The 26,661-nt window shown below is 73.5% G+C and carries 23 protein-coding genes and 1 pseudogene; 12 read left to right on the top strand and 12 right to left on the bottom strand.

Annotated features, from left to right (window positions below; translation table 11 throughout):
- Positions 1 to 17 precede the first annotated feature (17 nt).
- The gene (locus ACGF1Z_RS01785; RefSeq protein ID WP_392998776.1) at positions 18 to 896 is read left to right on the top strand and encodes a YhjD/YihY/BrkB family envelope integrity protein; all 879 of its coding nucleotides are present in this window, start codon (positions 18 to 20) and stop codon (positions 894 to 896) included.
- Positions 897 to 1,057: 161 nt separating this feature from the next.
- Here ACGF1Z_RS01785 and ACGF1Z_RS01780 read toward each other — a convergent pair whose 3' ends face one another.
- Positions 1,058 to 1,579: a hypothetical protein gene (locus ACGF1Z_RS01780; RefSeq protein WP_392998774.1), complete on the bottom strand. Its 522-nt coding sequence runs from the start codon at positions 1,577 to 1,579 to the stop codon at positions 1,058 to 1,060.
- 181 nt (positions 1,580 to 1,760) lie between these two features.
- On the opposite strand from ACGF1Z_RS01780, the gene ACGF1Z_RS01775 reads away from it, so the two are divergent.
- Together ACGF1Z_RS01775 and ACGF1Z_RS01770 are read left to right on the top strand one after the other, a co-directional pair.
- Positions 1,761 to 1,979, top strand: coding sequence for a hypothetical protein (locus ACGF1Z_RS01775; RefSeq protein ID WP_392998772.1), 219 nt, complete (start codon positions 1,761 to 1,763; stop codon positions 1,977 to 1,979).
- A 134-nt stretch (positions 1,980 to 2,113) separates the two neighbouring features.
- Positions 2,114 to 2,611: a peptidylprolyl isomerase gene (locus ACGF1Z_RS01770; protein ID WP_392998770.1), complete on the top strand. Its 498-nt coding sequence runs from the start codon at positions 2,114 to 2,116 to the stop codon at positions 2,609 to 2,611.
- Positions 2,612 to 2,704: 93 nt separating this feature from the next.
- Here the strand turns inward: ACGF1Z_RS01770 and ACGF1Z_RS01765 are convergent, their stop codons facing one another.
- The 3 genes from ACGF1Z_RS01765 to ACGF1Z_RS01755 all read right to left on the bottom strand — a co-directional run bounded on the left by ACGF1Z_RS01765 (position 2,705) and on the right by ACGF1Z_RS01755 (position 4,809).
- Positions 2,705 to 3,466: an alpha/beta fold hydrolase gene (locus ACGF1Z_RS01765; RefSeq protein ID WP_392998768.1), complete on the bottom strand. Its 762-nt coding sequence runs from the start codon at positions 3,464 to 3,466 to the stop codon at positions 2,705 to 2,707.
- A gap of 120 nt (positions 3,467 to 3,586) precedes the next feature.
- A complete protein-coding gene (locus tag ACGF1Z_RS01760; protein WP_392998766.1) occupies positions 3,587 to 4,426 on the bottom strand; it encodes an SDR family oxidoreductase in 840 nt (279 codons plus the stop codon).
- Positions 4,427 to 4,557: 131 nt separating this feature from the next.
- Positions 4,558 to 4,809, bottom strand: coding sequence for a type B 50S ribosomal protein L31 (locus ACGF1Z_RS01755; protein ID WP_392998764.1), 252 nt, complete (start codon positions 4,807 to 4,809; stop codon positions 4,558 to 4,560).
- A gap of 189 nt (positions 4,810 to 4,998) precedes the next feature.
- Between ACGF1Z_RS01755 and ACGF1Z_RS01750 the strand changes: the two genes are divergently transcribed.
- A complete protein-coding gene (locus ACGF1Z_RS01750) occupies positions 4,999 to 5,217 on the top strand; it encodes a hypothetical protein (protein ID WP_392998762.1) in 219 nt (72 codons plus the stop codon).
- A gap of 18 nt (positions 5,218 to 5,235) precedes the next feature.
- On the opposite strand, the gene ACGF1Z_RS01745 is transcribed toward ACGF1Z_RS01750, so the two are convergent.
- Positions 5,236 to 7,755 (bottom strand): SpoIIE family protein phosphatase, encoded by a 2,520-nt coding sequence (locus ACGF1Z_RS01745; protein WP_392998760.1) that lies wholly within the window; start codon positions 7,753 to 7,755, stop codon positions 5,236 to 5,238.
- Between the two features lie 159 nt (positions 7,756 to 7,914).
- Here ACGF1Z_RS01745 and ACGF1Z_RS01740 point away from each other — a divergent pair, with 159 nt between their 5' ends.
- Together ACGF1Z_RS01740 and ACGF1Z_RS01735 are read left to right on the top strand one after the other, a co-directional pair.
- Positions 7,915 to 8,679, top strand: a complete 765-nt coding sequence (locus tag ACGF1Z_RS01740) for an alpha/beta fold hydrolase (protein WP_392998758.1) — start codon at positions 7,915 to 7,917, stop codon at positions 8,677 to 8,679.
- 92 nt (positions 8,680 to 8,771) lie between these two features.
- Entirely contained in the window at positions 8,772 to 9,101 is a 330-nt protein-coding gene (locus ACGF1Z_RS01735; RefSeq protein ID WP_392998756.1) for a hypothetical protein, read from the top strand.
- Here ACGF1Z_RS01735 and ACGF1Z_RS01730 read toward each other — a convergent pair.
- Positions 9,092 to 12,067, bottom strand: a complete 2,976-nt coding sequence (locus ACGF1Z_RS01730; protein WP_392998754.1) for a protease pro-enzyme activation domain-containing protein — start codon at positions 12,065 to 12,067, stop codon at positions 9,092 to 9,094. The two genes, ACGF1Z_RS01735 and ACGF1Z_RS01730, sit on opposite strands and share 10 nt — an antisense overlap.
- Positions 12,068 to 12,464: 397 nt before the next feature.
- On the opposite strand from ACGF1Z_RS01730, the gene ACGF1Z_RS01725 reads away from it, so the two are divergent.
- Positions 12,465 to 14,120, top strand: coding sequence for a GMC oxidoreductase (locus ACGF1Z_RS01725; protein WP_392998752.1), 1,656 nt, complete (start codon positions 12,465 to 12,467; stop codon positions 14,118 to 14,120).
- Between the two features lie 63 nt (positions 14,121 to 14,183).
- Here ACGF1Z_RS01725 and ACGF1Z_RS01720 read toward each other — a convergent pair whose 3' ends face one another.
- The 3 genes from ACGF1Z_RS01720 to ACGF1Z_RS01710 all read right to left on the bottom strand — a co-directional run bounded on the left by ACGF1Z_RS01720 (position 14,184) and on the right by ACGF1Z_RS01710 (position 16,304).
- Positions 14,184 to 14,663 carry a carboxymuconolactone decarboxylase family protein gene (locus ACGF1Z_RS01720; RefSeq protein WP_392998750.1) on the bottom strand — a complete coding sequence of 160 codons (480 nt, stop codon included), beginning with the start codon at positions 14,661 to 14,663 and terminating at the stop codon, positions 14,184 to 14,186.
- Positions 14,660 to 15,739 carry a dihydrodipicolinate reductase gene (locus ACGF1Z_RS01715; RefSeq protein ID WP_392998748.1) on the bottom strand — a complete coding sequence of 360 codons (1,080 nt, stop codon included), beginning with the start codon at positions 15,737 to 15,739 and terminating at the stop codon, positions 14,660 to 14,662. Before ACGF1Z_RS01715 ends, ACGF1Z_RS01720 begins: the two co-directional genes overlap by 4 nt.
- A gap of 100 nt (positions 15,740 to 15,839) precedes the next feature.
- Positions 15,840 to 16,304, bottom strand: a complete 465-nt coding sequence (locus tag ACGF1Z_RS01710; protein WP_393000268.1) for a GNAT family N-acetyltransferase — start codon at positions 16,302 to 16,304, stop codon at positions 15,840 to 15,842.
- Between the two features lie 175 nt (positions 16,305 to 16,479).
- Between ACGF1Z_RS01710 and ACGF1Z_RS01705 the strand changes: the two genes are divergently transcribed.
- Positions 16,480 to 17,250, top strand: a complete 771-nt coding sequence (locus ACGF1Z_RS01705) for a L,D-transpeptidase family protein (protein ID WP_392998746.1) — start codon at positions 16,480 to 16,482, stop codon at positions 17,248 to 17,250.
- Positions 17,251 to 17,537: 287 nt separating this feature from the next.
- A complete protein-coding gene (locus tag ACGF1Z_RS01700; protein ID WP_392998744.1) occupies positions 17,538 to 18,008 on the top strand; it encodes a hypothetical protein in 471 nt (156 codons plus the stop codon).
- A gap of 4 nt (positions 18,009 to 18,012) precedes the next feature.
- On the opposite strand, the gene ACGF1Z_RS01695 is transcribed toward ACGF1Z_RS01700, so the two are convergent.
- Positions 18,013 to 18,606, bottom strand: a complete 594-nt coding sequence (locus ACGF1Z_RS01695; RefSeq protein WP_392998742.1) for a CGNR zinc finger domain-containing protein — start codon at positions 18,604 to 18,606, stop codon at positions 18,013 to 18,015.
- 173 nt (positions 18,607 to 18,779) lie between these two features.
- Between ACGF1Z_RS01695 and ACGF1Z_RS01690 the strand changes: the two are divergent.
- Positions 18,780 to 19,913, top strand: a pseudogene (locus ACGF1Z_RS01690) (MFS transporter); the annotation flags it as partial.
- 7 nt (positions 19,914 to 19,920) lie between these two features.
- On the opposite strand, the gene ACGF1Z_RS01685 reads toward ACGF1Z_RS01690, so the two are convergent.
- Both ACGF1Z_RS01685 and ACGF1Z_RS01680 read right to left on the bottom strand, forming a co-directional pair.
- Positions 19,921 to 21,288: an NAD(P)/FAD-dependent oxidoreductase gene (locus ACGF1Z_RS01685; protein WP_392998740.1), complete on the bottom strand. Its 1,368-nt coding sequence runs from the start codon at positions 21,286 to 21,288 to the stop codon at positions 19,921 to 19,923.
- 538 nt (positions 21,289 to 21,826) lie between these two features.
- Positions 21,827 to 23,869 (bottom strand): phosphocholine-specific phospholipase C, encoded by a 2,043-nt coding sequence (locus ACGF1Z_RS01680; protein WP_392998738.1) that lies wholly within the window; start codon positions 23,867 to 23,869, stop codon positions 21,827 to 21,829.
- Positions 23,870 to 24,095: 226 nt separating this feature from the next.
- On the opposite strand from ACGF1Z_RS01680, the gene ACGF1Z_RS01675 reads away from it, so the two are divergent.
- Entirely contained in the window at positions 24,096 to 24,521 is a 426-nt protein-coding gene (locus ACGF1Z_RS01675) for an ester cyclase (RefSeq protein WP_392998736.1), read from the top strand.
- A gap of 102 nt (positions 24,522 to 24,623) precedes the next feature.
- Positions 24,624 to 26,648: a prolyl oligopeptidase family protein gene (locus tag ACGF1Z_RS01670; RefSeq protein ID WP_392998734.1), complete on the top strand. Its 2,025-nt coding sequence runs from the start codon at positions 24,624 to 24,626 to the stop codon at positions 26,646 to 26,648.
- The last annotated feature ends 13 nt before the right edge of the window (positions 26,649 to 26,661 follow it).

The raw sequence follows: 26,661 nt of genomic DNA, 5'->3' as shown, positions 1-26,661 counted from the left end.
GGGGTACTCGACGAGGCATGCCCCCCTCTTCCGGTGCGCCGCACGACGATGCCCCCACCGAGCACGGCCACTGGTTCCACCGATTCCACGAGCGGGTTCTCACCTCCTCGGTCGGACTCCTCTGGAACCGGGGGCGCGAGATGGAACTCATGCACCGTGCCATGGGGTTCGCCGCGCTCAGCCTGCTCACCCTGGTTCCCCTCCTCATCGTGATCGCCGCCGCCGACCTCGCCAGCGGCCAGGGCTTCGCCCGCTGGCTCGTTCAGGGCCTCGGCGTCTCCGACGTCTCCGAGGAGGAGGTCGAGCAGCTCTTCGGGCAGCCGGGGGCGGCCCTCCAGCGCACCACCGCCTTCGGTCTCGCCGCGCTCGCCGCCTTCGGCGTGACCTTCGGGTCCGCCGTCCAGACCGGCTACGAACGGGTCTGGGGCCTGCCCACGGCCCGCTGGCACACCATGTGGCGCCATGTCGTGTGGCTCGGTGTCCTCGTCGTCGCCCTCCTGCTCTTCGTGGCGACGCCCGCGCCCGAGCGCTCCTCGGCCCTCGTCACCGCCCTCGTCGCCCTCGGCGACGTCCTCGGCACCTTCCTGTTCTTCTGGTGGTCGCAGCGCTTCCTGCTCTGCGGCCGTATCCGCTGGCGCGCCCTGCTGCCCGGAGCGGTCCTCACCGCCCTCGGCCTGCTGGGGCTGCGGATCTTCTCCGCGCTCGTCTTCTCGCCCCTGATCGCCTCGAACGCCGTCACCTACGGGCAGTTCGGCACGGTCCTCGTCCTGCAGTCCTGGCTCGTCGGGGTCGGCTTCGTCGTCTACGGGGGCGCGCTGGTCGGCCGGCTCGTCCACGAGCAGCTCGTGCTGCGCCGTCTGGACCGCGACGCCCGTGAACCGGAGCGGCCGACCTGACCGTCACCGGTCCCGGGGCCCCGCCGGGAGGACCGCGCCGCCGGCCGCGCGGGGCCACGCCCCGTCCGCCGGCAGCCGGAGGCCGCCCGGGAGGGGACTCCCGGGCGGAAGGGGGGCGGCAGCCGCCGCCGGGCGGCCACCGCCCCGCGGGAGGGGCCGGATCACCCGTGGCAGACGGGTGCGGGGTGGGTGACGTCGAGCACGAAGCGCTCGGGGGAGTGCAGCACGTAGGTCCGGTACACGGGTTTGGCGGTGAAGGCGGCTCCGACGGTGACCACGCCCTCGAAGTCGCCGGTGAGGGCGACGCCCTTGAGCGCGGGGAGGTGGATCCTGAGGAGCCGGGGTCCCCGGTAGACGGACTGCCCGGACTCGTTGTGGGCGGCGGCGGGCGAGAGCCTGATCTCCAGGAAGTGCCTCCCGGGGAGCGGCACCCTGGTGCCCGAGCCGTCGTAGCGCAGCTCCTTCACCGGCTTGACGCTCACCGGGGGCATGGTGCCCCGGACGTCGATCACGAGCCGGTCGAAGCCCGGGTGTCCGCCCCAGCGGACGTTGACGACCTGGGCCGTTGCCGGCGGGGTCGTACGGGACGGGGCGGACGCGGCGCCCGCGGGGATCGTGGCGCCGATCCCGCCGGCGAGAAGGATGCCCGCGGCCGCGGTCGCGAGGGTCTGACGGTGGAACATGGCGTCCCCCGAACTTCCTGGGATGGGGACTGGAGTGTCATAGGGAAAGACATTCGTGCCGAATGGGTGGTTCCCGCCTTTTGGTGCGTTTTTCTGATGTGACTCAGTATGTGCGCACCGGTACGCGGAATCGAGGCGAGCGCCGCCGTAACCTCAGCTCTGCTCGGTAGTTGACCAGGGCATGAAGAAGCGCAGCATGCTCGCCATCGCCTCCCTCGCGGCCGGTGTCGTCACCGCCCTGGTCACCCCGCCCCCGCACGCCTCCGCCGCGGAGCCGGGCACCGCCGGCCCCGGCGTCACCGGCCTGCTCCAGGAGGACCAGGACGTCAGCACCCTCGTGGGCGAGACCGCCGAGGGCGCGGGCGGCCTCCCGATCTCGGAGGTCGGCGGCCTGCTCTGAGCACGGCCACCCCCGATCCGCCCGTGCCCCGCACCGCTCCCCAGGGCCGTGCGGGGCACGTGGTCTCCGCCACTGCCACCCGGGAGGCGGCGGCCCGTGCGTGTGCAGTGCCCGAGGAATGACAGGATGTCCCCATGAGCAACAACGTGTACTTCGACATCACCATCGACAAGCAGCCGGCGGGCCGGATCGTCTTCAAGCTCTACGACGAGGACGTCCCGAAGACCGCCCGCAACTTCCGCGAGCTCGCCACCGGCCAGCACGGCTTCGGCTACGCCGGCTCCCCGTTCCACCGCGTCATCCCCCAGTTCATGCTCCAGGGCGGTGACTTCACCAACGAGAACGGCACCGGCGGCAAGAGCATCTACGGCGAGAAGTTCGAGGACGAGAACTTCAAGCGCAAGCACGACCGCCCGTACCTGCTGTCCATGGCGAACGCGGGCCGCAACACCAACGGCTCCCAGTTCTTCATCACCACCATCGTCACCGACTGGCTCGACGGCAAGCACGTCGTCTTCGGCGAGGTCGTCGAGGGCCAGGACATCGTCGACAAGATCGAGTCCCTGGGCTCCCGCTCCGGCGCCACCAACGCCGACATCCGCGTCGCGGCCTCCGGCGTCATCGAGGCCTGATCCGACCGCACGGCCCACGCCCGGCGTCGGCCACCGCCCCCGTGTCGCACCGGCCGGGGGCGGTCGCACGTCCTGACCCGCCCCCGCCGGCACTCAGGCGAGCGCGCGGGCCAGAGCCCGGGCGAAACCGTCCGGGTTGTCCAGCGACATGTTGTGCCCGGCCGACGGCACCTCCAGTACCGGGACACCCATCGCCGCGACCTTCCCGGCATCGGCGTCCGGCAGGCTCAACTCGCCCACCAGGAAGGCCCGGGGCCGCTGGAGCGCGGCGAACAGCTCGCCCGCCGTCGGCACCGAACCCTCCACCAGTGCCACCGCGCTGCGGTGCACCGCCCTCGGGTCCGCGAGCCGCAGCCGCGCCGCGTAGTCCGCCCGGGCGGCCCCGGCGATCATCGCAGCGCAGCCCACCCGGACGAAGAGGTCCTCCGCCATCGCCGCGACCGGCGACGAGAACGCCCCACCGCCCGCGTACAGATTCGGCTCGGCCACCACCAGCCGGTCCACCAGATCCGGCCGGGCCGCGGCCAGATGGATCGCGACGGTCCCGCCCATCGAGTGCCCGACCAGCTCGACCCCCGTCAGACCCTCGTGGTCGAGGATCCGGGCGACGGCCGCCGCCTGGGACTCCATGCGGTAGTCGAAGTCGCGGGGCCGGTCACTCAGCCCGAAACCCAGCAGGTCGACGAGGAGCGAGCGCCTCCCCGCGAGCGCCGGATGGACCGCGATGTGAGCGAAGTCCGAGGCGCCGGTGCACCCCAGGCCGTGCACGTACACCCGCGCGGGACCCTCCTCGGAGCCGGGCAGGTCGATCCACCGCACGAACCCCTTCGGCTCCTCCAGAAACAGCTCCCGCATCGCCCCTCGCCTCCCGTGACACCCCGTCGGCCGGCTTGTCACCGGCGTCGGTCACCCTACGTGGCGGCACTGACAACGCCACCGGGGCAGGAGGAGGGCGGGGAGCCCGGGCCCCCGCCGTCACACGAAGGCGAAGGCGTTGCGCTCCGCCCACGCCGAGAACGGCCGGCCGGCCCGCCCGAGCACCCGCTCCACGTCGGGGCTCACCCGCTGCTCCTCGGCGTACGGCTCGCCCAGCACGGTCAGCATGCCCTCCACGGCCGCCTCCGGCAGGAACCGCATAAGTTGCTCCCGGGCCTCGTCCCGGGTCTGCGCCACGAACCGCACCGGCGCGTCCACCGCCCGCGCGAGGGCCGCCACCTGCTCGCGGGGGGTGACCGGTACGGGACCGGTCAGGACGTATGTGCGCCCGGCGTGCCCGTCCTCGCGCAGCACGGCGGCCGCGACCCCGGCGATGTCGGCCGGGTCGACGACCGGAAGGGCCACGTCGGCGAAGGGCGCCGCCACGGTCCTCGTCGTCCGCACCGCGTCGGCCCACAGGAACGCGTTCGACGCGAAGCCCGAGGGCCGCAGCACCGTCCACTCCAGACCGGACTCGCGCACCGCGGCCTCGAACTCCCGCAGCGGGCGGTGGGACGCGGAATCCGGCCGGGTGCCGAGCAGCTGCGAGGACTGCAGGACGAGCCTGCGCACCCCGGCCGCCACGGCGGCGGCGACGATCTCCCGCGGCCGCAGTTCGTCGCCGACCCCGGCGACCAGCAGGAACACCGCGTCGGCGCCCGCGAAGGCGGCTTCCGGCCCTTCGGGCCGCGCGAGGTCGGCGGACCGGTGCCGCACGCCCTCCGGCAGCGGCGCGGCGCCCGGCCGGCGGCTCACCGCCGTCACGTCCTCGCCGGCCGCGGCCAGCTCCTCCACGAGCAGTCGTCCGACGTTACCGGTCGCTCCGGTGACCACGATCATGACGCGTTCCCTCCCAGCAGACACAAGCAGACAAGAGCGTGGCCGGACGGAGCGGAGAGGCTCCGTCGCGGTCACGTCACTCATCCTGGAAGGCGAAGTGGTCATCCACTGACCGGTTATGGCGGAGCGGCTCAGCCGTTCTCCTCGCCGTACCGGCGTTCGAACCTCGCGATCCTGCCCTCGCTGTCCACCGTCCGCGCCGTGCCCGTGTAGAAGGGGTGGCTCTCGGACGAGATCTCGACGTCGACCACGGGGTAGGTGTTGCCGTCGTCCCACTCGATGGTCCGGTCGCTGGTGGCGGTGGACCGCGTCAGAAAGGCGAACCCGGCGGAGCGGTCGCGGAACACCACGGGGCGGTACTCGGGCTGCTTGTCCTGCTGCACATGTCCTCCTCGGACGGCCTGCCAGTCGTCCCCCCGGTGCGCCCAGCCTCTCCGGGCACCGCCCGCCGTACCAGCGCCGCACAGCCGACCGGGTGACGGCGGTCAGAGCGTTCCCGCGTGACCGGCCCCCGGATATCGTGAGCGCGAACGGCGCCGGTGACGGCCCGTCCGCTACGAGGGGGAGACTTCGTGACCACACTGCTCGTACTGTTCGCCGTCCTCGCCGTCCTTGTCGCGGTGCTCGTCGTCGTCCTGCTGCGCCGGGGCAACGGAGGCACCGAGAACGCCGACGGCCTCGTCATGGAGCAGGCCCGGAGGGAGCGGGCCCACCTCGACCGCTCGAACTTCTCCTCGACCGCCGTGCACTCCAGCCTGCCGACCATGACCGACCAGCACCACCGCCCCTGAGCCGCCGCCGGCCGGCCCTCACCCCGCGTGACCGCGCGGGCCCCACCGGGCCGCGAGCAGCAGGGCGATGTCGTCCGGGCGGTCGGGGGCCTGGCGTGCCTCGCGGATCAGACGGTCGGCCGCGTCCGCGAGCGGCACCGCCCCGGTCGCGGCGAACGTGCGGCGCAGCTGCTCGATGCCCACGTCGATGTCCGTGTCCGGCCGCTCCACCAGGCCGTCGGTGAACAGGGCGAGGACCTCGCCCGGTTCGAGCCGCAGCCGGGTCTCCGGATACGTGGCCGTGTCGTCGACACCGAGGACCACGCCGCCCGCCAGGTCCACCACCTCGGTGCGGCCGTCCGCCCGGCGCAGCAGCGGCTGCGGATGCCCGGCCCTGGCGGCCTGCACCGCGCCCGTCTCCGGGTCGAGGGCGACGTAGCAGCAGCTCGCGAACTGGCCCGGATCCAGGTCGATCAGCAGCCGGTTCGTCCCCCGCACCACGTCCTCCGGCGGCAGGCCGCCCAGCGCGAACGCCCGCACCGCGCTGCGCAGCTGGCCCATCGTCGCCGCCGCGGCCACACCGTGGCCCTGCACGTCGCCGATGACGAGGGCCAGGTGCCCCGGGATCGTCTCGATCACGTCGTACCAGTCCCCGCCCACTTCCATGCCCTGCGTGCCGGGCAGATAGCGGCCCACCGTCTCCACGCCCTCGTACACCGGCAGCCGGTGGGGGAGCAGCGCGTCCTGCAGCCCCCGGGCGAGCGCCGACTCCGAGTCGTAGCGCTGAGCCCGCTCCAGGGCCTGGGCGATGAGACCGGCGAGAGCGGTGAGCACCGTGCGCTCCTCGGCGTCGAAGCCGCGCGGTCTGTCGAAGCCCAGGATGCACGAGCCGACCGGCCGGCCCGAGGCGATGAGCGGCAGGAACGCCCGCGCACCCGTGTGGGCGTCGAGCGGAAGCCCCGGGTAGGCCGCGTTCAGCTGCTCCATGGACTCGAAGAAGAGCGGCCTACCCGTCGTCAGCGTCTCCACACCGGGTACGTGGGCGCCCAGACCGACCCCGTCGAAGGGCTCCAGGAAGCCCGGCGGGAAGCCGGTCTCCCACGCCAGGTACAGATGCCGTTCGCTGAGCAGGTAGATCGCCAGCTGCCGGCCGCCGAAGGCGGGCAGCAGCTCCTCGGTGACCACGGCGGACACCTGGCGCGCCGTCACCGCCTCCGACAGCGCGATGGCGAGGGCCACCGGACGGTACAGAGCGGCGGCCCGGCCCTCCGGCGAGGACAGGCCGTCGTCGTCGGGGCCGGTGAGGCCACCGCTCGGTCCGTCGGCCGGATCCCCCTGGGGGACCAGGACCAGCGTCACCCCGTCCTGCCCCGGATACAGGGAGACGGACAGCCACTCGCCGCGCCCCGGATGGGCCAGGAAGTGGATCGGCTGGTCGGACAGCAGCGCGCCGCGCAGCTGCTCCTCGTGATACGGGTGGGCGAACCAGGGCAGCGCCTCCCACAGCGGGTGCCCGGCCAGGGTGCCCCGCGGCCGACCGAGGAGCGCCTCCGTGCGCTCGTTCACGTAGGTGATTCGCCCCAGCCGGTCGATCGCCAGGATCGCCCGGGGCAGCCGGTCGGTGGCGTCCGAGCCGAGGAGCCCGGTGCCGAGGTCCACGAGCGAGCCGGTCAGCAGGTTTCCGCCCCGGTCCCGGTCGAGCGGGCGGGCGGTCACCTCCAGGAGGTGCAGCCCGCCGTCCGGGCCCTTCAGCCGGATCCGGCGCGCTGCGGGCCCGCCGGAGCCCGCCGCCTGCCGGGCGAGCGCCCACAACGCGTACGTGTCCTCGGGCATCAGCCGGGCGGTCAGCGCCTCGACGTCCCAGGGGAGTGGGGTCGTCTCGCCCAGGATGTCCCGCAGCCCCTGGTCCGCGGTGACCGTGCCGGTGTCCAGGTTCCAGTCGAAGTAGCCGATCCGCACCGGAGGCCCGGTCCGGGTCGGCAGCTGCACGGACACCGGTTCGCCCGGCCACTCGACCCGGGTGCCGTGCGCCGCGAGCTCCGCGAGCGTCACGCCCAGGCGGCGCGCCTCGTGGATCATGCGGCCGCGGTCCCGGGTGTCCACCGGCACCCCCGGCGTGGGGTCGCGCAGCACCACCAGGACGCCGAACCGCTCCCGGCCGCTGATCACCGGGGTGTAGAGGGAGGCGAAGGGGAACGGGAGGCTCGCCACGAGCTGCGGGAAGAGCCGCATGGCCTCCTCGACGTCCCCCAGGTGGACCGGCTGGCCCGATCGGTGGGCCTCGGCCACCGGGAACGGGCGGTTCACGTGCATCCGCCACCAGGGCCGGAACAGCGAGCCCGGCAGGCCCGCGAGCACGGCGAGCCGCAGCAGCCCGGGCGTCCCCGACTGCAGGTAGACGCCGCCCGCGTATCCGCCCGCCGCCTCCACGGCCCGCAGCACCGCCTCGGCGAGCACCACGCCCAGGGCGTCGGCGGGGTGCCCGTCGACGGCGGTGTCCCGGGGCGGCGGCCCGGTCGCGGCCGACGGGGCGGAGCCTGCCGCGCCGTACGAGGTCACACAGCCAGCATGCTCCCGCCCCGAAGGGCCACGCATCCGGAGTAACGGCGCGTGAACCACTCTCCGGGGGCATTGACCGGCGCTCCCCCGCTCGCGAGACTCGGTGCCCGGCCGTCGCGGCGGGCGTGCGGCCCCACCACCTCGTGACCAGGGGGACCGATGACGGGCCGGGTTCTTCCGTACGACGTACAGGGCAGCGGACCGCGCCGGGCGCTGGTGCTGCACAACTGGTTCGGCGACCGCACGAGCTTCGCACCGCTGCGGGACCACCTCGACGAGGCGGCCGGGTCGTACGCCTTCCTCGACTGCCGGGGCTACGGCGAGGCGATCGACGCGGAGGGCGCCTACACCATGGAGGAGGTCGCGGCCGACGCCCTCGCCGTCGCGGACGACCTGGGCTGGGACACCTTCTCCGTGGTCGGTCATTCCATGGGCGGCAAGGCTGCCCAGCTGATGCTGCTCGACGCTCCGGAGCGGGTCCGGTCCATCGTCGGGATCTCCCCGGTCTCCGCGGCCGGCTTCCCCCTCGACGCCGACACCTGGGAGCTCTTCGCCGGAGCCGCCGAGAACCCCGGAAACCGCCGGGCGATCATCGACAACACCACCGGCGGCCGGTACGACGAGGCCTGGCTCTCCGCGCTCGTGGACCGCTCGCTGCGGCGCTCGTCGGCCACCGCCTTCCGCGCCTACCTCGACTCCTGGTCCCGTACCGACTTTCACGAGCGGGTCCGCGACAACCAGGCCCCCGTCCTCCTCGTCGTCGGCGCCCACGACCCCGCCCTCGGTGCGGAGGCCATGGAGTCCACCTGGCTGCGCTGGTACCCCAACGCCCGGCTGGAGGTCCTCCCCGAGGCGGGCCACTACGCCCCTGAGGAGACCCCGCAGGCCCTCGCCGACGCCATCGAGGCCTTCCTGGCGGCCTGACGCGCGCCGGCGGCCGGGGCCGGGGACACTGTGCGCAGGCGGACGGACCACGGCCCGGCACACGGACCCCGGCCGGACCGCGGGGAGAGGCGGTGCACGGGATGATCCTGGCCCTGACCGCGGCGGTCGCCGCGGCCCTGCTCGTCTGCCGGCTCGCCCTGCGTGAGCGGCGCACCCCCGGTTCCGCCCGGCGCACCCTCGCCTTCCTCCGCGACCGGCGGGCCCTCACCGCCGGGCTCTGCGCGGGTCTGCTCCTGGCGGCCCTCGGCTGGCGCGGGACCGGTCCCGGCGCCGTGGCCTGGGCCGCGCTGGCGGGGATCCTGGTGGCGGGACTGAGCTCCGGGAGCGGAAACGGCGAGGGCCCCGCCCCCGGCGCTCGCGCGCGGGGGACGGGGCCCGGGGGCTCCCGGAATCAGGAGTAGTAGCCGAAGAGGTCGGCGATCACGTGGACCGTTCCGGCGTTCGCCCGGAAGTCGATCTTTCCGTTGACGACGGGCACGGTGACGAGGTTGGCGGTGGTCTGCCCGGCGGTCCAGTTGAGGTTGGACGCGTTGGGCAGCGCGGTGCCGTCCGGCCACACGGTCAGGAAGCCGCCGGAGGTTGGGGCGGTGGTCGTGACGTTCAGGACGACCGCCTTGGCCGTGGCCAGCGTGTGACCGTCGTTCAGGTTCAGCACCAGGTTGGTGCCGCCCTTCAGGGGCGCGGCCGCCGCGGTGCCGAGAGCGGACCGGGTGTCGAGCAGCCGGGCCGGGCCCGCGGTGTGGAAGGCCGAGCCCTCGCCACCCGCGGTGAAGTAGCCGAACACGTCGGCGATGAAGTGCACGGTGCCGGTACCGGCGTTGTACAGGTTCACCTTGCCGTCGGCGCCGATCGGCAGGACGACCATGTTCGGGCGGGTCTGACCGGCCAGCCAGTTGATGTTCGACGCGGTCGGCTGCGGGGTGCCGCTCGGGTAGGCGATGAGGTGACCGCCCGACGCCGGCGCGGTCGCCGTGACGTTGAGCACCACGGCGGTGGCCCCGGTGGCCGGGACGCCGCCGGCGCCCGCGACGGTCAGCGAGACGGTGCCCTTGCCGGCGACCGGGGAGGTGCCGGCGCGGCCGATGCCGTAGCGGGTGTCGAGGATGCGCGCCGGGCCCTTGGGCACGTACGTGCCGCCGCCGGCCTCGGTCGAGTAGTAGCCCGAGATGTCGGCGATGAAGTGGGTGGTGCCGCTGCCGGCGTTGAAGAGGTCGACCGAGCCGTCCTTGCCGACCGGGACGGTCACCAGGTTCGGGACGATCTGGCCCTTCAGCCAGTTCATGTTGGACGAGTTCGGGCGGGTGGTGCCCGTCGGGTACGCGATGAGGAAGCCCGCCGCGGTCGGCGAGGCGGCCGTCACGTTCATGACCACGGAGGTCACGCCGGTCGTCGGGACGCCGCCCACGCCGGTCACCTTCAGCTTGACGGTGGCGTTGCCGGCGACCGGGGAGGTGCCGGCGCGGCCGATGCCGTAGCGGGTGTCGAGGATGCGGGCCGGCGGCAGCGCGTTGAACGTCGCGGCCGGAGCCGGGGCGACGGCCTTGCACAGGCCGGTGACTATCTCGCGTCCGTTGGGGGAGCCGAGGCCGGTGGCGAGGTCGTAACCGGCCCCCGCCTTGTAGAGGCCGCTGTTGTTGCCGGACGCCGTCAGGTTGTTGTCGCCCGTGGTGACGTCGCGGAAGGCGGTCGCCGGGAGCTTGTAGAGCGCCGGGTGGACGTAGCCGACGGAGCCGTTGGCCTGGCAGGCCAGGTCCTGGTCTGCCTGCGCGAGGAGCGCGGCCCAGACCGGCGCGGCGCCGCTGGTGCCGCCGATGATCCACCAGTACTGGCCGCCCTCGCCGAACGCGACGGGGTAGCCGGTGGCGCTGTCGCCGACGGCGGAGACGTCCGGGACCTGGCGGCAGGCGCTGCCGGCGGCCGGGCTGCAGAAGGTGTCGCTGTAGCCGGCGCCGGTGCGGCCGGCCTGGAAGCCGGTGGTGGAGTCCACGGCGAAGTGCCGGGAGACGCCGCCGCCGGAGCCCTTCCAGGTGGTCTGGTTGGCGACGGAGCCGCGCATGGTCGTGCCGCCGACGCCGAGGACGTACGGCGAGGCGGCCGGGAAGTCGGCCACGAGCTGGTTGGCGTTGGGCTGGTCCGGGACGCCGTTGCCGTCGTAGTCGGAGTAGCAGCCGGTGGAGCCGCTGTCGCCGGAGGCCACGACGACGCTCTGGCCCTGGGCGGTGGCCTGCTGGAAGGCCAGGTTCTCCGCGTCGATGACCTCGGTCGGCGTGTTCATCTCACAGCTGCCCCAGCTGACGGAGACGACCTTGGCCCGGTTGTCGGAGACGATCCGGCGGAAGAGGGCCGTGCCGTCGTTCCAGGTGTTGGGGGCCTGGTACACGAGGATCTTGGACTGCGGGACGAGACCGGCGATGGTCTCGACGTCGAGCGCGGTCTCGAGACCCACACCCGTCTCGTAGCTCGCCGGCTCGGCGGGGCCGCCGTTGATGCGGACCGAGCTGACCGGGACCTTCGTCTTGTGACAGGCCTGGTAGGCGTTGATGTCCCGGAGGTCGTAGTTCTCCAGCGAGTAGACCGCGATGGTGGTGCCGGTCTGCACGTTCGGCTGGTTCGCCATGTTGTACTGCGCGGCGAGCGACTTGGCGCTCCAGTAGTCCTGTCCGTCGTACGCGGCGGGCACGCCGCCCGACGCGGTCGCGTACAGGTTCTTGATCTCGGTGCACATCGTCGGCGTGGTGCCGGTGAGGCGGGGCTGGCGGGCGACCGTGTCGGTCCCGGCCGCCGCCTTGCGGGGCTTGCCCTTCGCGCCGGTGTTGCGCGGCTCGTACGAGGAGAGCGTGCTCAGGCCGACGACTCCGCGGACGTCCTCGGCGGTGCGGCCGCCGAACTGCGGGGCCACCGTGTTGACGAGGCCGGCCCGGCCGTTCCGCAGCCGGTAGCCGTCGAACTCGGTGCCGAACGCCTTGGCGGCCTTGGCGACGGTCGTCGTCACCGGCAGCGTGAGGCCGTCCGACTGCAGCGCGCCGACGGTGAGGCCCTTCGCGCTCAGCTCGGCGCGCACGCGCTCCACGGCCTGCGGCTCGGCGCCGAAGACCTGCGCGAACTCGCCCGTACCGAGGTACTGGCGGTAGCGCGGCGAGCCCGGGGTGGAGACCTCGCTGACGAACCGGCTCAGCGCGGCCGGGTCCCTCGGCTCCAGGACGACGCTCAGCTCCAGCGTCTCACCGGGGGCCGGGTCGGCGGTACGGACCGCGCCCCGCGGCACCTTGGGCGCCGAACCGACCCGCTGAGGGCCCGGTTCGCCGGCCGGCGCCGCCGTCGCGGCCGAAGCCGGGACGGCGGCTGTGGTGACGGCCAGTGCGGCCACGGTGGCCGCACCCCATCTGAATGCCTTCTCACGGGCGGTTCGGCCCATGCGCACGCTCCCTTTTCACGTTCCGCGTCGCGGCGCACCCGGGCAGGGAGCGGCCCGGGAAGGAGAAACGGCGCAGCTGAACCGAGGGCGCGGCGCCATGGCGCACGAACCCGTCTCGCGTGAACCCCCCCGGTGCCGTTCGCGCACGCCCACGGGCTGCGGAGCGACGACCAGATGTGAAGATTTATCAGGCCCGGAGTCGTGCGCGACACCCGGGGGGCGGTTGTGCGGTGCGAAGTGATCGCAGACGGCGCTTTTCAGCCGCAAGTTACCCGTCGGTTTCGCGTGACTTCCCACGAATGCGCCAGTAGAACATGTTCCCATTCACTCTCGAAGTGAGGAACATCACGTGAGTGACAGATCCCCGACGACCTCGGAATCCAGAGGTCTGACCCGCCGTCGCTTCGTCACTGGAACCGGTTCTCTTCTCGGCGGCCTCGCGCTCGCCGGGCATACCGGCCAGGCCAACGCCGCCACCCCCGCAGAGGTCGCCGCCGTCCTCGCCCCCATCCCGCCGGGCGCCCGCGTCGCCGCCCTCGTGGTCGGCACCGGCTACGGCGGCTCGGTCGCCGCCCTCCGGCTCGCCCAGGCCGGCGTCGACGTCCACATGATCGAGATGGGCATGGCCTGGGACACCCCCGGGCCCGACGGGAAGATCTTCGCCAACACCACCAAACCCGACTACCGGTCCTTCTGGCTGCGCACCCGCACCAAGCAGCCGCTGAGCAACTTCCTCGGCTTCCCGCTCGACAAGGACGTCCCCCGCTACACCGGCATCCTGGACGCCGAGGACTTCGCCGGCATCACCGTCTACCAGGGCCGCGGCGTCGGCGGCGGCTCGCTCGTCAACGGCGGCATGGCCGTCACCCCGCGCCGCGAGGTCTTCCCGTCGCTCCTTCCGACCGTCGACCCGGCCGAGATGTACGCCACCTACTATCCGCGCGCCAACGCCGGACTCGGCGTCACCAGCGTGGACCAGGCCTGGTGGGAGAGCGCCGACTGCTACCAGTACGCCCGCGTCGGCCGTAAGCACGCGCAGCGCTCCGGCTTCCCCTTCGTCTTCGTGCCCAACGTCTACGACTGGGACTACATGAAGCGGGAGGCCGCCGGCTCGGTGCCCAGGTCGGCCCTGGAGGGCGAGGTCATCTACGGCAACAACCACGGCAAGAAGAGCCTCCAGAAGACCTACCTCGCCCGCGCCGCCGAGACCGGCCGTGTCGCCGTCTCCCCGCTCCACAAGGTCACGAACGTCACGCCCGCGTCCGGCGGCGGCTACACCGTCACCATCGACCGGCTCGACACCACCGGCGCCACCGTCGAGACCAAGACCGTCACCGCCGACCGCGTGTTCTTCGCCGCCGGCAGTGTCGGCACCAGCAAGCTCCTCACCCGCCTCAGGGCCACCGGCGCCCTGCCCGCCCTCACCGATCAGGTCGGCAAGGGCTGGGGCGACAACGGCAACGTCATGTGCGGCCGGGCCAACCACATGTGGGACCCGACCGGGAAGCTCCAGTCCGCCATGCCCACCGCGGGCATCGACAACTGGGACGCGGGCGGCGCCTTCGCCGAGGTCGCCCCGCTGCCCACCGGCATCGAGACCTACGCGTCCTTCTACCTGTCCATCACGAAGACGCCCCACCGCGCCGAGTTCAGCTGGAACGCCGCCACCGGACGCGTCGACCTGAACTGGGACCGCGCCTGGAAGCAGACCTCCATCGACGCGGCCAGGACCATCTTCGACAAGATCAACGCCAAGGAGGGGACGATCTACCGCACCGACCTCTTCGGCACGTACAAGATCTGGGGCGACCATCTCACGTACCACCCGCTCGGCGGCGCCGTGCTCGGCAGCGCGACCGACAACTACGGCCGGCTGCGCGGCTACGACGGCCTGTACGTCATCGACGGGGCGCTCATCCCGGGCAGCACGAGCGTCAACCCGTTCGTCACGATCACGGCCCTGGCCGAACGCAACATCGAGAAGATCATCGCGACCGACCTGTAGGAGGAAGCGCGGCGCACGAAGGGGGCCGGCCGAGCAACGGACCGGCCGGCCCCCTTCCGCCGCTCAGTGCGTCGGCAGCACGCACACCGTGTCGAGCCCGAGCACCCGGTTGAGGCGCCCGAAGGCCAGCCACGAACCCAGGCTCATCGTCAGTTCCACGATCTCCACCTGGCTGTACGCCGCGGTCATCCGCCCCCAGAACTCCTCGTCCAGGCGGTGATGGTCGAGCGCGTACCGTTCCGCGTACTCCGCGGCCAGCCGCGTCCGCTCGTCGAAGGCCTCCGTCGTGCGCCACTCCAGGACGGCGTCGGCGAACTCCTCCTCGACCTTCTCCCCGTCCCGGTCCGTGCGCCAGTCCAGGCAGAACCTGCACCCGTTGATCTGCGCGATCCGCAGCCGCGCCGCCTCGAACTCGCGCAGTCCCAGGGTCGTGTGGGAGTACACGGACAGCGAGAAGTTCGCCGCCGCCATCCCGATCCCGGGCACCATGTCGCCCCATACGTACCCGATCGGCTCCTGGCCCTCGGGAATGTCGATGATCACCGCGGTCTCCTTCCCAGCTTCCCCACCGCCGGTCGCAACGGCACGTCCAGCGCGTCGTACAGTCCGGGCTCCGACTCCACGAGCCAGTCCACGGCCCCCACGAGCCGCCCCACGGCGGTCGCGTTCCCGCCCGCCGACCGGTTCTCGCCCTCGTCCGAAGCCGCCACGGTCACCTCGATCCGCGGCCGGCCCTCCACGATCACCCGGTGCGCCCCCGACCCGTCGGGCGGCACCGGCCAGTCCGGGGCGCAGTCCGGGTGGATCCGGGTCACGTGCTCGATCACCAGGCGCGGCTCGCCGTCGACGATCCCCTGCACCTCGAAGCGGACCGCGCCCTGGGTGCCGGCCGCGAACTCGCCCATCGTGCGGGTGCGCACCGTCGCCTCCAGCGGGCGCCGGTCCAGCGTCTCGCGGATCTCGTCGAGCTCGACCCCGAGCGCCCGGGCCATCAGCCGCAGCTGACCGCCCCACACCATCGTCGGCACCGACGGCAGCAGCATCGGCGGCTCGTAGTCCATGGGCTGGCCCATGCCGACGAGATACCGGACCGACTCCTCCTGCTCGTACGTCGAGTAGTCGAAGATCTCCTGGCAGCGGATCGCCTCCACCGTGCTGCCCAGACCGCTCACGAGCAGCGGCAGGACGTCGTTGCCCCAGCCCGGGTCGACACCCGAGGCGAACAGCGAGCCGCCGCCCTCCGCGACCGCGGCCAGGACCGGCTCGCGGAACTCCGCGGGAGCGCCGCGCTGGTCGTAGAGCGGATAGAGCGAGGGCGTCACGACGACCGCCCCGGCCCGGACGGCCCGGACCACGTCGGCGAGCGCGTCGTCCGGGCGCATGTCGCCGGAGGCGGCGTACACGACGGCGCGCGGCCCCTCGGCCAGGACGCCCTCGACGTCGTCCCGGGCCGCGACCCCCAGATCACGCCCCAGCCCGGCGAGCTCGCCCGCGTCGCGGCCGACCTTGGCGGGGTTCGCGACGAGGACGGCCGAGAGTTCGAGCGCCGGATGGGCGTCGACGGCTCGGATCGCCGCGCGCCCGACATTTCCGGTTCCCCACACCACGGTCGGAATCATGCGCGGAGGGTAGCGCCGGGGGCGCGAGGTTCCCAGAGTCGAGACCCGGTTGATCTGACGAGCCATCAGGCCATGGCCGGCGGGCGACGGCGGCGCCCCCCTACGACCCGGACGCCGTGTCCTCCTCCAGCCGCAGCGTCACGAACGGCACGGTGTCGCCCGGCAGGACGTAGCGCTCGGTCTCCACGAAGCCGCGGGCCAGGGCGAAGCGCAGCCCCTCCTCGTTGCTCGCCAGTACGACCGTCTCCACGCCCGCGTCGCTCAGCGTCCGGGCGTGCGCCAGGCCCCGTTCGTACAGTGCCGTGCCGTAGCCCCGGCCGCGGTACCCCGGCAGGATGCGGGAGATGACCGTCGCCGCGGGCGTCTCCTCGTCCGGCGGGCGGACCGTGGAGCAGCCGACCGGGGTGCCGTCCGCGTACGCGACGTCGAGCCGGTTGCGGCCCGCGCGTTCGCGCACCTGGTCGGCGGAGAGCGGGGCCGTCGGGATGATCGTGTTGTGGACCCGCCGCCAGTCCGCCAGGAGCGCGGGGGAGGCGACCGGGTCGTCCGGGTCGACTGCGGTGATGCGAAGGGCGTTCGCGGGGGAGTCGTTCACGGCTGCAGCCAAGCGCCCGGCCGACGCCCCGTCAACTGCTTTGCCCCTGGCCCGGACGGGTGAGGAGGCCCGGCCGGGGCGACAGGCCGGGAGCGCACCGGGTACGGATGGGCGCATTGCCCCGACCCTCGGAGGTGGCCGGCTCATGCCCGTCCGCAAGGGCACCGCAACGGTGCTCACGTGTGCCCTGTCCGCGGCCCTGGCGCTGACCGGCTGTGGCGCTCCGCGGCCGCCCGCCGGGGCCCCGGCGCCGGCGCCCGCCCACGCGTCGGCGGCGCCGAGCACCGCGCTGACCGATGCGCGCGACGCCGCGAACCGCGCCCCCGCACGCATCCCCGGAGTCGGACCGCGCACCCACGCCCACATTCCCGACGGCACCACGCAGGCCCTCGTGGTGAGCGGCGACGCCGTCGACGGCACCGTCGCCGACGTGGCGCTGTACGAGCGGGACCCGGCCGGCCCCTGGCGCAGGTCGGCCGGCCCCTGGACCGCGCGCAACGCCCTGCGCGGCTGGACCGAGGACCACGAGGCGGGCGACCTGCGATCCCCCATCGGCGTGTTCCGGCTCGGCGACGCCGGGGGCCGGCTGCCCGACCCCGGGGCCCGCCTCCCCTACGACCACGACGAGGCGTTCGACGTCTCGGGCACCGGCTTCCTCGGCGAACCCCTCGAAGGCTCCTTCGACTACGTCGTCGCCATCGACTACAACCGCGTCCCCGGCAGGACCCCGCTCGACAAGGAGCGCCCGCTCGGCGAGGAGAAGGGCGGCGGCGTCTGGATCCACGTCGACCACGGCGGCCCCACCCAGGCCTGTGTCGCGCTGCCCCGCGAGGACATGACGGCACTGCTGCGCGCGCTCGACCCGGCCCGCGAGCCCGTCGTCGTCATGGGACCGGCCGTGGTGCTGGCCGGCTGACCCGCGGAGGGGGCGGCGCCGACGGTGGGTCCGGTGCCGGTCGGGCTCGGAACCACGGCACCGGTGCGTGCTGCTGCGGTCCCGTCGGGGTGGGCTGCCGTAGGACGGCGCGCTGGTGGCGGCGCCGTCGTACGTGATGTTCCACCCAGCGGAACGCGCGTAGAACGGGACCCGGCCGGCCCGGCACAGTAAGGGACGTGCCGGGGGGAACGGCACGAACGGCCCGCCACGGAGGCGGGACGCACCGCAGCCCGTCACCCGACGGGACGTCACCAAGGGGGAACCACATGAACAAGAACCGCAGCGTCCGCATGGCCGCCGCCGCCCTTCTCGGGCTCGGCAGCCTGGGAGTCTTCGCCGGCACGGCGCAGGCCGAGCCGATCGACTACGTGAAGATCGAGCTCGTCCAGCTCACCTGCCACCAGCAGAGCGAGGGCGACCACGACGAGGCCTACCTCAACATCACCGACGCCAACGGCAACCAGGTCAAGGTCTGGCCCGGCAACGGGATCACGTACCAGACCATGGGCACCGGCTACGTGCGCACCCTGACCGACGGCAACGGCAACGCGGCCCTGATCCTCGGCCGCGAGCAGGCCCGCACGCTCACGCTCTGGGACAAGGACACCTTCGGCGGGGACGACAAGCTGGGCGCGACCCTGGTCACCGGCAGCGAGGCCGGGTCCGAGGTCCAGTACCGCTCCCTGGAGGGCTCCGGCGGCGTCTACACGATCGCCTACCGCGTCATCGACATCTGACGCCTCACCGGCCGCCCTCGGCGGCCGGCCGGCCCCGCCGGTGCGCCGCGACCCGCTCGCGGGTGGCGCACCGGCGCGAGCAGTAGCGGCGCTCCCGCCCGCGCCCGTCGGGGACGAAGACGTCCCGGCACGCGCCCGACGCGCACACGCCGCCGGGAGCGCGGCCCCGGTCCCACAGGAGCACGGCCAGGGACAGGCACGAGGAGGCGAGGAACCACTCGGCCCACGGGGCGTCGTCGTCCCGGTCCACGTGCGGATGCCAGGGGCTCGCACCGCCGTGCGCGGTGAGCCGCAGCGGGCCCGTCCGCGCGGCGAGCAGGGAGTTGAGGCTCTCCGCCGCCTCGGTGACGCCCTCCGCGGCGAACACCGACCGCAGGGCCGAGGCCGCTTCCCGCAGGCCGGGGAGATCCTCGTCGGACAGTCCGAGCGGCTCGCTCTCGCCGTACGCACGCAGTACCCCGGCGACCTCGTCGATCCGGCTCGGACCCGGGTCCGGACCGCTCAGCACGTTGACGAGAGCGGCGGCGCGCCGTGCGTTGGCGAGCACGGAGTGGCGGGCGGGGCCGTCGTCCAGGACCGGGGGCGTGGTGGGGGCCATCCGGCGAATGTAACGCATCTTGTGGACTTTTGAGTTACCTGCGTAGCGTCGGGCCGGTGCCCCACCACCACCGGCGCTCCAGCCCGGACACCCCGCGCGGCGACCGCCCGCGCCCGGTTCCCCGACGCTCCGTCACCCGGGGCTCCGTCCTCGGGAGTCCCCTCACCCGGCGTCTGCTCCTGGGCGCCACCGCGGCGCGGACCGGCGACGAGATGTCCGGCCCGGCGCTCCTGCTGCTCGGCTACTCCCAGACCGGCTCCACCACGACCGCCGCGGCGCTCCTCGCGGGAATCACGGCCGCCGCGGCGCTCGGCGGACCCATCTTCGGCGTGCTCCTGGACCGGGCGGCGCGTCCGGGCCGACTGCTCGCCGGCACACTCGTGCTCTACGCCTTCGGGTTGTGGGGTGTCCTGCTGAGCCTCGGCCGCGTCCCGTTCGCGCTGACGCTGCTGGTCGCGCTCGCCGCCGGGACACTCGCCCCCGCCCTCGCGGGCGGCTGGACCTCGCAGCTCTCCGGATCCGTGCCCGCCGACCGGCTGCACCGGGTCCACGCGCTCGACGCGATGACCTTCGGCGCGTCCGGTCTGCTCGGCCCCGCCCTCGCGGGGCTCCTCGCGGGGCCGGCGGGCGCCGCTTCCGCGGTGGTGGTCGCCGCCGCGCTGATCCTCGTCGCCGTGCCGGCCACCAGGGGCCTGCCGCGCCGGCCTGCGCCGCGCGAACCGGTGACCGTGCGGGCCGTCGCGGGCGACCTGGTGCGCGGCTTCGCCTTCCTGGCCCGCTCCCGGCCGCTGGCCCGGGCCACCCTCACCTCGACGGTCTCCTGCCTGGGGCAGGGCGGGTTCGTCGCGTGCCTCCCGCTGCTCGGGGCGCGGGCCCTCGGCGCCCCGGGCAACGGGGCGCTGCTGCTCGCCTGCGTCGCCCTGGCCGCCCTCGGCGCGGGCGCGGTGCTCGCCCGGCGGCGGCGCCCGCCCGTGCCCGACACGGTCCTGTGGGTCGCGCCGCTGGTGCTCGCGGCGGCCTTCGCGACCGCGGCGAGCTGCCGGACCGGGCCGCTCGTGGCCGCCGTGCTCCTGGCGGGGGCCGCCGAAGGGCCCCAGCTCACCGCCCTGTTCGCGGTGCGGCAGCGGGAGGCGCCGGAGCGGCTGCGGGCCCAGGTCTTCACGACCGGGGCCAGTGTGAAGATCACCGCATTCGCCCTGGGCGCGGCCCTGGCCGGGCCGCTCGCCGCCCGCTCCCTGCCGGGCGCCCTGCTCGCGGCCGCCGCCGTGCAGCTGCTCGCCGCCGCGGCCCACGCGGCGGCCGGCGGCGGGGGTGTCAGGACGAGGCGGCGCGCAGAGCGGCCGTCTTCGCGCGGACCTCTTCGGGGGAGAGGTAGGCGTCCGTGTACTCGAAGTCGCGCAGCGTGCCGGACTTCGAGGACAGGAAGCCCGTGCGCACGAAGTCGTCCCCGGCCACCGCGTTGAGCAGCCAGTTCGTCAGCACCCGGGTCTTGGCCACGTTGGTGCGCAGCGCGCCCCAGTGGTAGGCGCGGGCGACCGCCTGGGCGGGCATGCCGTGGAGTTCCACGCCGAGCGGCTTGGAGACGCCGTCCAACCCGCCCAGGTCCACGACCAGGCCCAGGTCCTTGTGCTCGTACGGGTGGGTCCGCTCGCCCCGCAGCGTCGCCACCAGGTTGTCGGCGACCACCTTGCCCTGGCGCATCGCGTGCTGCGCGGTGGGCGGGCAGATCGCCCCCTTCTCGCCCTTGGCCAGGTCGGGCACCGCGGCCGCGTCGCCCAGGGCGTACACCCCGGGGAAGCCCGGCACCGTCATGTCCGCCTCGACCGCGAGACGGCCGCGCACGGTCTCGGCGCCGAGCGTCCCGATGAGCGGGCTCGCGGCGACGCCGGCCGTCCAGATGAGCGTCCGGCAGGGCAGCACCCGCCCGTCGGTGAGCGTCACGTTCTCGTCGTCCACCGAGGCCACGGACACCCCGAGGGAGATCTCGATCCCCCGCCTGCGCAGGATGGCCAGGGCCGCCGCGCCCAGCTTGGGCCCCAGTTCGGGCATCAGCGCGGGGGCGATGTCGACCAGGTGCCACTTGATGAGCCGCGGGTCGAGCCGGGGATAGCGCTTGACCGCGGTGGCGGTGAGCAGCTGCAGGCAGGCGACCGTCTCGGTCCCCGCGTAGCCGCCGCCGACCACCACGAACTGCAGCCGCGCGGCCCGCTCCGCCTCGTCCTGGCTCGCGTCGGCGAGGTCGAGCTGAGCGATGACGTGGTCACGGATGTAGGCCGCCTCGGCCAGCGTCTTCATGCCGCGGGCGTGCTCCGCGAGCCCGGGGATGTCGAAGGTGCGGGTGACGCTGCCGGGTGCGAGGACCAGGTGGTCGTACGGCTCGGTCTCGAGCTCGCCCGTGATGGTGCGCACCACACAGACCTTGGCATCGGTGTCGATGCCGACCGCGCCGCCGGGGATGATCCGGGTCCGGTGCCGTTCGCTGCGCCGCAGGGAGAGCGCGACCGACTGGGGGGTGAGGACGCCGGAGGCGACCTGGGGGAGCAGGGGCAGATAGAGCTGGTACGAGAAGGGGGAGAGCAGCGAGATCGCGGCCTCCCGGTCGACCAGCCGCCGTTCGAGGCGCCGTACGCACGCGACCCCGGCGAATCCGGCGCCCACCACGAGGATTCTCGGTCGAGACACGGTGACAGTCCGCCCTTCCACGTTCCTGACCGCCGACAGATCGACGGTCCTTGGAAGACGACTAACCGGGGGGATCATCGGGAAACCCTGTATATCGGCCGAGTGGGTGACGAGGGTGCCGTCGGCGGGACCCCGGGCGGCCGCTGCGGACCCCGGCGGCCGGCGGCGGACAGCGGGGGGCGTCCGCGGCTACGCGCTGCGCACGCTCGGCCGGCTGGAGGAGGCCGGGGCCGCCCGGCGCGAGGCCGTGCACATCAACCCCTATCCCCCCGGCGACCGGTCCGGCGTCGGCCCGGCCCGGCCAGGCCCGGCAGCGGCCCGGCGGGTGGCTGCCGGCCCTCCGGGCGGCCGGTCCAGGGGAGCTCAGGGCCAGGTCGGGCATCCCCCGGCGACCGGTCCGGCGGGTGGTTGCGGTCCGGCGGGTGGCCGCGGACCTCGGGGTGGCTGCGGGCCTCCGGGTGGCCGCCCCGGGAAGCCGCGGGCGGCCTGTCGGTATGCCCCGGTCCCGCCTCGGCGGCAGGCCCGGGGCGGGCAGGGGTCAGCCCGAGATGCTCGGCGCGCCGGTCTCGATGTGGCCGGTGTAGCGGCGCGACCAGGTGCCGTCGAGGTCGGCGAGGATCGTGAAGTCGTACCACCCGTTGCTGTACGCGACCGCGTTGAAGTAGTCCTCGCGCGAGGACTTCGCCGGCACCGTGTACGTCCAGGGCCCGTCCGTGCGGTAGGCGTTGGAGCGGATGGTGAAGGTGACGTCCGAGGCGGAGTTGTTGGTCATCCTGAACCAGACGGCCGTCTTCCCGGTGCCCGGCTCGACCGCGTACCGCGCCGCGACCTCGATGTCCTTGCCCGCCTTGGAGGCGTCGCCGATGAAGCGGCGCAGGAAGCGGTTCGGGCCCATCATCGAGATGTCGTACTTGCCGGAGCCGGAGCCGAGCCCGATGTTGAAGTAGTCGGTGGCGGTGGTGCCCGGGTCGACGGTGTACTGCCAGGCGGCCGTGTCGCGGTACTGGTGCGGATGGATCGTGAAGTGTGCCGCGCGGCGGGCCTCGGTCCCCTGGTTGGTCATGGAGAACCAGGCGAGGATCTTGCCCGCGGCGCCGAACTCGAAGCGGTCGAGGTTGCCGTTGACCTGGTAGGGCACGGCGCGCGCCGGGCGGGTGCCCGGCTCCTGGGCGGGCAGCGCGTTGTCCTGCGGGGCCGGGTTGGGCAGCGGACCGCAGGTGGACTGCCCGATGACCTTCGCGGTGCCGGGCAGGTTCGCCGGCACCCCGTACACCGGGTGCGCGAAGTCGAAGACGCCGGTCAGGTCGCCGACCACCTTCCGGCGCCAGGCGCTGATGTTGGGGCAGGAGGCGGGGGTGCCGAGAGCCGCCGTCCAGACCTCCATGAAGCGCAGGACGGAGGTGTGGTCGAAGACCTCGGAACTGACCCAGCCGCCCCGGGTCCACGGCGACATGACGATCATCGGGACCCGGAAGCCGAGACCGATCGGCACCCCGTCGATGTACTCGCCCGCGGTGCCGGGCGGCGCGACCGGCGGCGGCACGTGGTCGAAGAACCCGTCGTTCTCGTCGTAGTTGAGGAAGAGCACCGTCGAGTCGAAGACCTCGGGGTTCGCGGCCAGCGCCCGGTAGACCAGGTCCACGAAGTGGGCACCGTCGCCGGGCGGGGCGTACGGGTGCTCGGAGAACGCCTCGCTCGCCACCACCCAGGAGACCTGCGGCAGCGTGCCGGCGACGACGTCCGCGCGGATCGCGGCCGCGATGTCGTCCGGGGTCGAGCCGGTCACCTTCGGCACCGAGCCCATGCCGCGGTCCCAGAGCGGGTCGCCGGGCCGCGCGTCGGTGAACCTCTTGAAGTAGGCGAGACCGTTGTCGCCGTAGTTGTCCTGGGCGTTCTGGTAGACCTTCCAGGTCATCCCGGCCCGCTGCAGGGCCTCGGCGTACGTCTCCCAGGTCAGCCCGGACTCCTCGCCGCCGTCCTTGCTGCCGGCGTCGACCTTTCCGCTCCACAGGAAGGTGCGGTTGGGGCCCGTCGCGCTGAGCGTCGAGCAGAAGTAGGCGTCGCAGACCGTGTAGCTGTCGGCGAGTGCGTAGTGGAACGGGATGTCGCCGCGGTCCAGGTAGCCGAGAGTGCGGGTGTTCCCCACGCCCGTCACCCAGTTGTCCATCCGCCCCTTGTTCCAGGCGGCGTGCTGCGAGGTCCAGCTGTGCGGCAGGTCGCCGTTGCACTGCGCGAGCGTCTCGCCGTCCACGCCGCCCGCCGGGGGAGTGGAACTCAGCTTCCACGGATACTGCCGACCGCCCCAGTTGGGCTGGTTGAAGGTGCCCCAGCCGCCCGGTATGTTCCCCGCGGCCCGGTCGCCGAAGCCCCGCACGCCGCGCAGCCGGCCGAAGTAGTGGTCGAAGCTCCGGTTCTCCTGCATGAGGATCACCACGTGCTTCACGTCGGTGATGGTCCCGGTGGCCGCCGCGGCGGCGGCCGAGGTCGCCTCGGTCGCCCCGGCCGAACCCGCGGGCAGCGCGGCCCCCGCGACGAGCCCCGCCCCGATGCCGACGAACCCTCTGCGGCTGATGGGAATCATGTCCCGCCCCTCGTGTCCCGTGTGCCCCGGTGGCACGTCGAGGACAGGATGAGGGAACAGGGCTCAAAGGTATACGGCCGTGCAGTAATCGATTGGTTAACTTCCGGAGGACCCTGAGGGTTCCGGGTTGAGGCGTCTGCTGATTGGTCCGGAAACGAACCAATGCGTGCCGGTGGAAGAATGGAAGGACGGGACGCACCCGGGATCCTGACCACGGAGGTGGATCATGGGCGAGGCACGCGATGTCATGGACCGTCTCACCGAGGCGGTGACCCATGGAGACCTCGAGACGATCGCCGGCCTCTACACGGAGGACGCCGTCGCGCTCACACCCGACGAGGGCGAGATCCAGGGGCGCGACGCGATCGTCGCGTACTGGCGGACGATGACCACGTCGATACCGGACGCGACGTTCACCTACCGGAACCGCTTCGAGACCGGCGACACCGCGATCGACGAGGGCATCTACACCGGCAGGAACACCGGCCCGATCCCGCTGCCCGACGGGGAGACGCTGCCGGCGACCGGCAGGACCGTCAACCTCCGCGGGATCGACCTGGCCCAGGTGAAGGACGGCCGGATCACCAGCTACCGGCTGTACTTCGACCAGATGGAGTTCCTCGACCAGCTGGGCCTGCTGCCGGAGGAGTGAACCGGGACCGCGGCGGGCCGGCCGATCGGCCGCCCCCGGCCGCACCCCTGCCGGCCCGGGGCGGGCCGCACGGTGTCCGTGGCGTGGTCCACAATCGTCGGCATGACCGAGACGAGCACGGACACCGGCCCCGCCGACCCCTACCTCTGGCTGGAGGAGGTCGAGGGCGAGCGCGCGCTCGCCTGGGTGCGGGAGCGCAACGCCGAGACGAAGGCCGAACTCGCCGACGGCCAGGGCTTCGCCGCGCTCGTCGCCGACCTGCGCGAGGTGCTCGACGCGCCCGACCGGATCCCGTACCCCCGGCGGCGCGGGGAGCACCTCTACAACTTCTGGCAGGGCGCCGGTCACACCCGGGGCGTCTGGCGGCGCACCACCCTCGACGAGTACCGCACCGACGAGCCCGCCTGGGACGTCCTGCTCGACCTCGACGCACTCGCCGCCGCCGAGGGCGAGGACTGGACCTGGGCCGGCGCGCAGGTGCTGCGGCCCGCCTTCCGCCGGGCCCTGGTGAGCCTCGCCCGGGGCGGCGGCGACGCCGTGGTGGTGCGGGAGTACGACCTGGAGCGGCGGGCCTTCGTCGAGGACGGCTTCCGGCTGCCCGAGGCCAAGACCGACATCGGCTGGATCGACGAGGACCACGTCTTCGTCGGCACCGACCAGGGGCCCGGCACCATGACCGCCTCCGGGTACCCCCGCACGGTAAGCCGCTGGCGCCGCGGCACCCCGCTCGAGTCCGCCGCACTCGTCCACGAGGGCGCCGAGTCGGACCTCGCCGTCTCCGCCTGGCACGATCCGACCGAGGGCTTCGAGCGCGACTTCGTCACCCGCTACCGCGACTTCTGGCACCACGAGACCCACCTGCTGACCGAGGCCGGTGAGCTGCGCCGGATCGACGTCCCCGACGACGCCGACAGCTCCGTGCACCGCGAATGGCTGCTCGTCACCCCCAAGACGCCCTGGCTCGGCCGGCCCGCCGGCGCCCTGCTCGCCTTCCGCCTCGACGCCTTCCTCGCCGGCGACCGCGAGCCCGAGGTCCTCTTCGTCCCCGACGAGCGGACCGCCCTCGCCGGCCACGCCTGGACCCGCAACCACCTCGTCGTCGAGACCCTCCAGGACGTCGCCAGCCGCCTGCACGTCCTCACCCCGGGGCCCGAGGGCTGGCAGCGGCGCGAACTCGCCGAGATCCCGCCGCTCGCCTCCGCGACCCTGACCGACACCGACCCGGACACCGGCGACGAGTACTTCCTCTCGATCACCGGACACCTCACCCCGACCACGCTCCACCGCGGCGAGATCGGCCTGCCCGGCGAGACCGTGAAGCAGGCGCCCGAGCGTTTCGACGCCACGGGCCTCGACGCCCGCCAGTACTTCGCGACCTCCGCCGACGGCACCCGCGTCCCCTACACGGTCGTCGGCGCCCGCGAGCACGTTCCCGGGCCCACCCTCCTCACCGGATACGGCGGCTTCGAGGTCTCCCTGACCCCCTCCTACGACAGCGTGCGCGGCCGCGCCTGGCTCGCCCGCGGCGGCACGTACGTGGTGGCGGGCATCCGCGGCGGCGGGGAGTACGGCCCGCGCTGGCACCGCAGCGCCCTCAAGGCCGACCGGCACCGCGCCTACGAGGACTTCGAGGCCGTCGCCCGCGACCTCGTCGCCCGGGGCATCACCACCCCCGAACGCCTCGGCATCACCGGAGCCAGCAACGGCGGCCTCCTCATGGGCGCCATGCTCGTGCGCAGCCCCGAGCTCTTCGGGGCGATCGTCGCGCACGTCCCGCTACTGGACATGCTGCGCTTCCACACGCTGCTCGCCGGTGCCAGCTGGACCGCCGAATACGGGGACCCCGACGATCCGGCGGACCGGCCGCACCTCGCCGCGCTCTCGCCGTACCACCGGCTGGCCGCGGGGCAGCCCTACCCGCCCGTGCTGCTCACCACCTCGACCAGAGACGACCGCGTCCACCCCGGGCACGCGCGCAAGGCCGCCGCCCGGCTGCGCGAGCTCGGCCACCGGGTGCTGCTCCACGAGACCCTGTCCGGCGGCCACGCCGGCGCGAGCGACCACGAGCAGACCGCCTACAACAGCGCCCTGGAGCACACCTTCCTCTGGCGCACCCTGGGGGCCTGACCCGTCTGCGGGG

This window comes from Streptomyces sp. NPDC048018 (assembly GCF_043202995.1).
Lineage (GTDB): Bacteria > Actinomycetota > Actinomycetes > Streptomycetales > Streptomycetaceae > Streptomyces.
Note: the sequence above shows the minus strand (reverse complement) of the source record. Positions and strands in the feature narration are given on the sequence as shown.

What these genes read in the sequence shown, in the direction of transcription:
- ACGF1Z_RS01785 (WP_392998776.1), top strand. Translation starts at nt 18, where the DNA reads ATGCCCCCCTCTTCCGGTGCGCCGCACGACGATGCCCCCACCGAGCAC.
- ACGF1Z_RS01780 (WP_392998774.1), bottom strand. Translation starts at nt 1,579, where the DNA reads ATGTTCCACCGTCAGACCCTCGCGACCGCGGCCGCGGGCATCCTTCTC.
- ACGF1Z_RS01775 (WP_392998772.1), top strand. Translation starts at nt 1,761, where the DNA reads ATGAAGAAGCGCAGCATGCTCGCCATCGCCTCCCTCGCGGCCGGTGTC.
- ACGF1Z_RS01770 (WP_392998770.1), top strand. Translation starts at nt 2,114, where the DNA reads ATGAGCAACAACGTGTACTTCGACATCACCATCGACAAGCAGCCGGCG.
- ACGF1Z_RS01765 (WP_392998768.1), bottom strand. Translation starts at nt 3,466, where the DNA reads ATGCGGGAGCTGTTTCTGGAGGAGCCGAAGGGGTTCGTGCGGTGGATC.
- ACGF1Z_RS01760 (WP_392998766.1), bottom strand. Translation starts at nt 4,426, where the DNA reads ATGATCGTGGTCACCGGAGCGACCGGTAACGTCGGACGACTGCTCGTG.
- ACGF1Z_RS01740 (WP_392998758.1), top strand. Translation starts at nt 7,915, where the DNA reads ATGACGGGCCGGGTTCTTCCGTACGACGTACAGGGCAGCGGACCGCGC.
- ACGF1Z_RS01715 (WP_392998748.1), bottom strand. Translation starts at nt 15,739, where the DNA reads ATGATTCCGACCGTGGTGTGGGGAACCGGAAATGTCGGGCGCGCGGCG.
- ACGF1Z_RS01705 (WP_392998746.1), top strand. Translation starts at nt 16,480, where the DNA reads ATGCCCGTCCGCAAGGGCACCGCAACGGTGCTCACGTGTGCCCTGTCC.
- ACGF1Z_RS01700 (WP_392998744.1), top strand. Translation starts at nt 17,538, where the DNA reads ATGAACAAGAACCGCAGCGTCCGCATGGCCGCCGCCGCCCTTCTCGGG.
- ACGF1Z_RS01695 (WP_392998742.1), bottom strand. Translation starts at nt 18,606, where the DNA reads ATGGCCCCCACCACGCCCCCGGTCCTGGACGACGGCCCCGCCCGCCAC.
- ACGF1Z_RS01680 (WP_392998738.1), bottom strand. Translation starts at nt 23,869, where the DNA reads ATGATTCCCATCAGCCGCAGAGGGTTCGTCGGCATCGGGGCGGGGCTC.
- ACGF1Z_RS01675 (WP_392998736.1), top strand. Translation starts at nt 24,096, where the DNA reads ATGGGCGAGGCACGCGATGTCATGGACCGTCTCACCGAGGCGGTGACC.
- ACGF1Z_RS01670 (WP_392998734.1), top strand. Translation starts at nt 24,624, where the DNA reads ATGACCGAGACGAGCACGGACACCGGCCCCGCCGACCCCTACCTCTGG.